This window comes from Gelidibacter sp. (assembly GCF_039916245.1).
Lineage (GTDB): Bacteria > Bacteroidota > Bacteroidia > Flavobacteriales > Flavobacteriaceae > Gelidibacter.
In genome coordinates this window covers 1-7761 of sequence record NZ_JBDSLS010000244.1, presented here as the reverse complement: position 1 = coordinate 7761, position 7761 = coordinate 1, and the positions used below count along the sequence as shown (strand labels likewise).

The following is a 7761-nucleotide window of genomic DNA, read 5'->3' as shown; positions in this document are numbered from 1 at the left end:
TTAACGAAGCTGCGTTAGCGATGGAACGGTCTGTTTGAGCTCCTCGAAGAGAGCGAGTAGTGACAGCGCGACCTTTAGGTAACGCCAAAATAAAATAAATATTAATATGATGTCATAGAATACATTCGTGTATTCGTGGCAAAAAGAGATTTCCACTTTAGGGGGAGTAAACATGAAAGTAACAGAACATATTGCACAAGCCAACGGAAATACACAGTTTTCGTTTGAAATATTACCACCATTAAAGGGACAGCATATCAAATCTATTTTTGATAATATTGATCCGTTGATGGAGTTTAAACCACCTTTTATTGACGTCACTTACCATCGTGAGGAATACGTTTATAAAGAGCAAGCCAACGGCCTGCTTAAAAGACAGGTGGTCAAGAAACGTCCGGGAACGGTAGGGATTTGTGCGGCGATACAAAACCGCTATAAAGTGGATGCCATTCCGCATATTTTATGTGGTGGTTTTACCAAGGAAGACACTGAAAATTTCTTGATTGATCTTGACTTTTTAGGAATTCAGAATGTGGTGGCTTTACGTGGCGATGCCGTTAAAACTGAAACCTATTTCACACCAGAAAAGGATGGCCATGAATATGCCGAAGGTTTGGTAAAACAGATTAAAGCGCTGAATGATGGTCATTATTTGGATGATGAACTTCTGAATACTTCTAAAACCAATTTCTGTATCGGTATTGCAGGCTATCCAGAAAAACACATGGAAGCACCAAGTTTGGATAGTGACATCCATTTTCTGAAAAAGAAAATCAAAAGTGGAGCAGAATATATTGTGACCCAAATGTTTTTTGATAATCAGAAATATTTTGATTTTGTTGAAAAATGCCGAAAAGAAGGCATTTCCATTCCTATTATTCCGGGCTTAAAACCTATTGCCACTAAAAAACAACTGAATTTGTTGCCACATCGCTTTCATGTTGATTTGCCTGAGGCTTTAATTGCCGAAGTCATTAAATGCAAGGATAATGCTGAGGTCAAACAAGTGGGCATTGAATGGTGTATTCAGCAGTCAAAAGAGTTACAAAAAGCTGGAATTCCAGTATTGCATTATTATTCTATGGGAAAAAGTGACAATATTCAAACCATTGCTTCACAGGTTTTTTAAAATTTGCGGAAAGATAATCAGATCGTTAATTTATCAAGATAGATTCCTACAAAGGTTGGAGTTTTGATTATTCTGTTAAATTTGCTGAATAACTAAACGGGATGAAGCAATTAATAATAGGTTTACTGTGTTTAACGAGTTCGTTTCTGTTCGCTCAAGAGGAAGATCCAAATTTGTTCACTGTAGATGCCAATTATTTCTACGGAACCCTATTGGAGCACAATCCTGATATTGCACATTTGATCACGGACCATCCCACGGGCTTAATCTTAAGTTACAACAAAAAAACTTACGGGTTTCAGCCGTGGGAAAGTCGTTTCAACTATCCAGATTGGGGATTTTCTTTTGTTTATCAAGACATGAAAAACGAGTATTTGGGTAAAAACTACGGTTTATATGCGCATTACAATTTCTATTTTCTGAATCGTAACCTAAATTTCAGAATTGGTCAAGGTCTTGCCTACACGACAAATCCATATCATAAAGAGACCAATTATACGAATGGTGCCTACGGCTCCGATTTATTGAGTAGTACCTATTTCATGCTCAATTATAAAAAGGAGAATGTTTATAAAGGATTAGGATTTCAGGCCGGAGTTTCCGTCATTCATTATAGTAATGCTAATGTGAAGGCACCCAATAACTCTACAAACACTTTTGTTTTTAACATAGGTGCCAATTATATGTTCGATTATAAGAGCGAGCCCGACTTTCAGCCTTCTACCGAAAATAAAAAATTCACAGAAAAAATCAAATATAATATTGCGTTTAGAACGGGTGTCAATGAAAGTGATATTGTGGGCATGGGGCAATATCCGTTTTATAATTTCTCCATTTATGCCGATAAGCGCATCAATAGAAAAAGTGCCTTTCAGGTGGGAGCCGATGTGTTTTTTGCACATTTTTTAAAGGAATTGATTTATTATTATTCGGTAGCTATCCTGAGCGCCATGTGGATCCTGATACCGATTATAAGCGTGTGGGTATTTTTGTTGGACATGAATTGTTCATTAATAAGATGTCTTTTATTACCCAATTGGGCTATTACGCTTATTATCCATACGATTTTGAAGGTCGCGTGTATGAAAGAATAGGTTTAAAGCGCTATTTTGGAGATACCTTTTTTAGTGCGCTAACGCTTAAAGCGCATGGTGCGAAAGCGGAGGCCGTAGAGTTTGGTGTGGGCGTGAGGCTTTAGGAAGCATGGAGCACGGAGTTGGAAGCATGAAGTTGAAGAACATGTTTCAAATGCTATCGAAATGTCGTTTTGATGGCGCAAAGACATAAGTGTGCATTTTGAGATAAAATTTTGGAGTGATTGAAAATTTTGACTACATTTAAATATGCAAATTGAAAGAACAAATAAGGAAATTTTAATTCGGTTATCTTCTGAAATCGACTTGATTGGGCTTCAGTGGATTATAGATTATCTAAAGTTCCGCGAAATCGCATCAAAAAGTAAGGTCTCCCAAAAGCAAATTGACGAACTTTCCTCCGAATCTAAATCTTCTTGGTGGAATAAAAATAAAAGTCGGTTTGTAAAGTGAACATCGTAGTTGATACTAATATCATTTTTAGTGGACTTTTAAGCCCCAACGGGACGATAAGCGATCTTTTGCTAAATTCTTCAGAGATATTTAACTTTTACACACCAACTTATCTCATAGATGAACTTGAAAATCACAAGGATAAATTCTTGAGAATCAGCGGGTTTTCGGAGAGTGATTTGGAGTTTCTTCAGCGCAATATTTTTAAAAAGATAGATTTGATTAATTTGGAATTCATTAAAGAAACTACTTGGCGAAAGGCCATCTAACTGACTGAAAATGTGGACGAATTTGATGCGCCGTTCATTGCTCTAGCGCTAGAATTAGATGCGCCACTTTGGACAGGAGATAAGAAGCTAATCACAGGGTTAGCGAAAAAAGGAATAGATTGGATTTTATCGACCGATGTTATTTCTAAAATTCGAACAGAATCATAAAATGCTTTCTGAGATTAACTTTCAAAAATTATTTAGTATCCTTTATTCTTCAAAATTGTTGAAGGTTTTCAAATCACTGTAAGTTTTGGAAATTAATGCTTTAAGCTAAGGGTTTAAAAATTATCCAAAAAATTTAGAATGAAAAAATTTATATACATCCTTATTGCCACGGTATTGCTATCCTGCAATGGCAAGAATGTGCCCGATTGTTTTCAGAATTCCGGAGCTATTGTTCAAAAGGAATTTACGGTGGCAGACTTCAATGAAATTATTGTTTTTGAACGTGTACAGCTCATTCTCAAGGATGCGCCAGAGCAAAAGATTATCGTAGAAACGGGCGAGTATTTAATGGATGAGATTGTGGTCAAAGTAGAAAATGGACAACTCATTTTGAAAGATGAAAATGGATGCAATCTTACTAGAGATTATGGAATTACTAAAATTTACGTCAGTGCGCCCAATATGACCAGCATCAGGTCGAGCACAGGATTGCCAATTTTAAGTGATGGTGTATTAAATTATCCTAATCTATCTTTAATTTCAGAAGATTTTGGGGCAGAAGGACTATATCATACCGTTGGCGATTTTCGATTGGAAGTCAATTGCACGAATTTGAAAGTAACCACTAACAACTTGTCTCATATATTTTTGAGTGGAGCGGTTGAGAATTTGACCATCGGATTTTATTCCGGAAATTCCCGCTTTGAAGGACGGCATCTAATTGCCCAAAACATCAGTATTTTTCAAAGGAGTAGTAATGATATGATACTGAATCCGCAGGTTTCATTAATCGGAGAAATCAGAAGTACAGGGAATGTCATTTTGGTAAATCAACCGCCTGTTGTTGATGTGCAAACGTTTTACTCGGGACGATTAATTGTGGAGTGATTCTTATTTTGCCGTTAATTCTCTAAAAAGACTTTCTAGGTTTTTGTTCTTTTGATTCAGTTGGAGGATTTTCAAACCATTATCGTGCGCGAAATCAAACACGGATGGACGCATGTCTTCTTTGGTAGAAAACGTTAATTCGTAGATGAAATCATGTGTATTTTTGACGGTTTGGATATGCTTTAAACGATTCAAAAAAGCATCTTCCACGCGATAATCAAATTCGACTTCAATAATCTGTTCCTGATCGGCTTTTAATTCTGATAGTTTTTTATCGGCAACAATTTGACCTTTATTGATAATGATGACGCGGTCACAAATGGCTTCGACTTCTTGCATGATATGAGTAGACAAAAAAACCGTTTTTTCTTTTCCTAAGGATTTGATCAAATTTCGGATATCAACCAACTGATTTGGATCCAATCCCGTAGTTGGTTCATCCAAAATCAACACTTCTGGATCGTGCAACAATGCCGTGGCCAATCCCACGCGTTGGCGATAGCCTTTGGAAAGTTGCCCAATTTTTTTATGTGCTTCTGGCGTGAGGCCTGTAAGCTCAATCACTTCATCAATCCGTGTTTTACCAACTTTATAAACATTGGCATTGAATGCTAAATACTCCTTCACATACATGTCTAAATACAACGGATTGTGTTCCGGTAAATAGCCTACCAGTTTCTGAACGTCTAAAGCATTTTTATGAACATCAAAATCATTGACTTTGGCTACGCCTTCAGAAGCATCAATATAAGTAGTCAAAATTTTTATCATGGTCGATTTTCCTGCGCCATTCGGACCTAAAAACCCTACAATTTCTCCTTTATTAATTTTAAAAGAAATAGCATTCAGCGCTTTTTGATCCCCATAAAACTTGGTAAGATGATTGACTTCAATTGACATGATTCAAGATTTTTGCTCAAAAGTAAGCATTTTAGTCATGCAATGAATTAACGAAATCGTTGTAATGAAAAAAGAATTGAAAAAACATTTTGTTTATCCAATTTATTATTTACTTTAGCGAAATCAAATTATGAAAACAATCAATTACACATATCACAGCTTTTTTTATTTCTTTTTTAGCAAAGGGAACGAGGCTTCGTATGTATAATTTATTCACTATAAATTTAATATAAAGGTCTCGATGAAAATCGGGACTTTTTTGTTTTAATAGGTTTTGAGAGTTTGTGAAAATGAATAATAACATTTAAAATTAGTTCCGTTTCGACGGAAATTCCAAAGATATAACATGATAAAATCTGTTGCCATACAAGGAGTTAAAGGGTCGTTTCATCATATCGTCGCCCTCGAGTATTTTAATGATTTGCTAGATGAAATTGATGAGTGTATGACGTTTGATGGCGCTGTACAGAGTGTTCTAACGCATAAAACGGATGCCGTTATTATGGCGATTGAGAACTCTATTGCTGGTTCCATCATCCCTAATTATGCCTTAATTGACGATAATCAATTGCACATTATTGGCGAGCATTATTTGGATATTCAGCATCATTTGATGGGATTGCCAGGGCAGTCCATGGAGGATATTCACGAAGTATATTCGCATCCTATGGCTTTGTTGCAGTGTAAGCAGTTTTTTAAAAAATACCCGCACATTAAGTTGGTGGAAGATAAAGATACGGCTGAGGTAGCACGACGCATTCAGCAAAAACAATTAAAAAACGTCGGTGCCATCGCAAGCCGATTGGCTTCAGAACTGTTCGAATTGGAAATCATTTCAGAGAGTATCCAAACCATCAAACAGAATGAAACTCGTTTTGTCATTGCAAAAACAAGCAATGGCGTTTTACCTGAAAATGAAATCAATAAAGCATCACTAAAATTTACATTGGATCATAAACGTGGCAGTTTGGCGTCTATTTTAAATGTGATGAGTGATTGCCGAATGAATCTTACTAAAATCCAATCCTTACCAAAAATAGAAACGCCTTGGAAGTATGCCTTTTTTGTGGATATTACTTTTGAAGATTACCAAGATTATAAAAAAGCAAAATCAATAATGGAAATAATGGCTCAAGAATTTAAAGTTCTGGGCGAATATAAAAATTCACGACAATGATCACTTTTGCAGATAGATTAAACACTGTTGAAGAGTACTACTTCTCCCAAAAATTGCGAGAAGTGAACTTGCTAAAATCCCAAGGAAAACCTATCATCAATTTAGGAATTGGGAGCCCAGATTTGGAACCGCCGGCGCGTGTCATTTCAGCTATTAAAGAAAGCATGAATGATGCCGTTGCGCATAAGTATCAAAGTTATCAAGGCTTGCCAGAGTTAAGGGAAGCCATTACCGATTTTTATAAGGAACATTATGGCGTCGCCTTAAGTCCATTGACGGAAGTGCTGCCATTAATGGGAAGTAAGGAAGGGATTATGCATATTTCTATGGCATTTTTAAATCCGGGGGATGAGGTGTTGATTCCAAATCCTGGTTATCCAACCTATGCTTCAGTCACGAAATTAGTAGGTGCAAAGCCTGTTTTTTATGATTTGGTGGCGGAGAATGATTGGTGTCCGGATTTGGTAACTTTAGAAAAAAGTGACTTGTCAAAAGTTAAATTGATGTGGGTTAGTTATCCACATATGCCAACGGGAGCAACGGCCAGCAATAAGGTTTTTGAGTCTATTATCGCCTTTGCAAAACGTCATAACATTTTAATCGTCAACGATAATCCGTACAGTTTTGTTTTGAACGAATATCCGCGAAGTATTTTGAAATACAAAGGCGCAAAAGATGTTTGTTTGGAACTTAATTCGTTAAGCAAAACCTTTAATTTGGCAGGATGGCGCGTTGGTATGGTGTTGGGAAATACAGAGTTTATCAATGCCATTTTAAAAGTGAAAAGCAATATGGATTCCGGGATGTTTTACGGAATTCAAAAAGGAGCGATTGAAGCGTTGAAATGTTCAAAAATGTGGTTTACCAGTTTGAACAGCGTTTACGAAGAACGTCGTCAAAAAGTATGGGAACTGGCAAGTGCCTTAAACTGTACTTATGATGAAAACGCGACAGGATTATTCGTGTGGGCAAAATTACCAGCGCATTTAACCTCAGAGATCTTTATTGACAAAGTGTTGAAGGAACATTCCATTTTCATTGCGCCAGGCACCATATTTGGTAGCAACGGCGAAGGTTATATCCGATTTTCGTTATGTGCGCCATTGGAAGAGTTGCAAGACGCGATATCTAGAGTCAATTGAGTTTGCAGTGTTCAGTAACAGTTTGCAGTAATAGTAAACAGTAGGATTTATAGTAAGTAAGAAAGCCCCATCAGGGCGACATCTTTATAGCATCCATTTGAACGACATATTCGTAGCCACATATTTATAAAATAATTCGTTTTAAACGAAAAGCCCCAGGAGGGCGATATATTAATAGAATGAAAAACATATACATCATAGGGGTTGGATTGATTGGAGGGAGTTTGGCTCTTGACATTAAAAAACACGATCCTAAAGTAAAGATTTTCGGAATTGATCATAATGAAAATCATTTGGACGAAGCGTTACAGCTTAACGTCATTGATGCCAAAGCCACATATGAGGATTTGAAAAATGCCGATTTGGTCATTTTATCCATTCCTGTTGACGCGGCAGTTAATGAAGTTGTCAAAGTATTGGACCTGGTTTCTGACGATGCTTTGGTTATGGACGTCGGTTCAACTAAAGCGGTAATTTGCAAAGCGATAGAGGATCATCCAAAGCGTCGTAATTTTTTGGCAGCCCATCCTATTGCGGGAAC

At 36.8% G+C, this 7761-nt stretch carries 6 protein-coding genes and 2 pseudogenes; 7 read left to right on the top strand and 1 reads right to left on the bottom strand.

The window, feature by feature from the left end; genetic code table 11:
* The first annotated feature begins 172 nt into the window (after positions 1-172).
* The 4 genes and pseudogenes from metF (at position 173) to ABIQ28_RS12970 (ending at position 4001) form a co-directional block, all read left to right on the top strand.
* Complete coding sequence (gene metF, locus ABIQ28_RS12985; protein WP_348037984.1) at positions 173-1129, top strand: methylenetetrahydrofolate reductase [NAD(P)H]; 957 nt, start codon at positions 173-175, stop codon at positions 1127-1129.
* A 101-nt stretch (positions 1130-1230) separates the two neighbouring features.
* Positions 1231-2327: pseudogene (locus ABIQ28_RS12980) on the top strand (acyloxyacyl hydrolase).
* A 345-nt stretch (positions 2328-2672) separates the two neighbouring features.
* Positions 2673-3113, top strand: a pseudogene (locus tag ABIQ28_RS12975) (PIN domain-containing protein).
* A 138-nt stretch (positions 3114-3251) separates the two neighbouring features.
* Entirely contained in the window at positions 3252-4001 is a 750-nt protein-coding gene (locus ABIQ28_RS12970; RefSeq protein WP_348037982.1) for a head GIN domain-containing protein, read from the top strand.
* Between the two features lie 3 nt (positions 4002-4004).
* Here the strand turns inward: ABIQ28_RS12970 and gldA are convergent, their stop codons facing one another.
* Positions 4005-4901 carry a gliding motility-associated ABC transporter ATP-binding subunit GldA gene (gene gldA, locus ABIQ28_RS12965; RefSeq protein ID WP_348037978.1) on the bottom strand — a complete coding sequence of 299 codons (897 nt, stop codon included), beginning with the start codon at positions 4899-4901 and terminating at the stop codon, positions 4005-4007.
* Positions 4902-5247: 346 nt separating this feature from the next.
* Here gldA and ABIQ28_RS12960 point away from each other — a divergent pair, with 346 nt between their 5' ends.
* From ABIQ28_RS12960 to ABIQ28_RS12950, 3 genes are all read left to right on the top strand, one after another.
* Positions 5248-6078 (top strand): prephenate dehydratase, encoded by an 831-nt coding sequence (locus tag ABIQ28_RS12960; protein WP_348037976.1) that lies wholly within the window; start codon positions 5248-5250, stop codon positions 6076-6078.
* Positions 6075-7220, top strand: coding sequence for an aminotransferase class I/II-fold pyridoxal phosphate-dependent enzyme (locus ABIQ28_RS12955; RefSeq protein WP_348037974.1), 1146 nt, complete (start codon positions 6075-6077; stop codon positions 7218-7220). The genes ABIQ28_RS12960 and ABIQ28_RS12955 overlap by 4 nt, the downstream gene beginning before the upstream one ends.
* A gap of 179 nt (positions 7221-7399) precedes the next feature.
* Positions 7400-7761: prephenate dehydrogenase/arogenate dehydrogenase family protein (locus ABIQ28_RS12950; RefSeq protein ID WP_348037972.1), on the top strand; the 362-nt coding region annotated here is incomplete at its 3' end.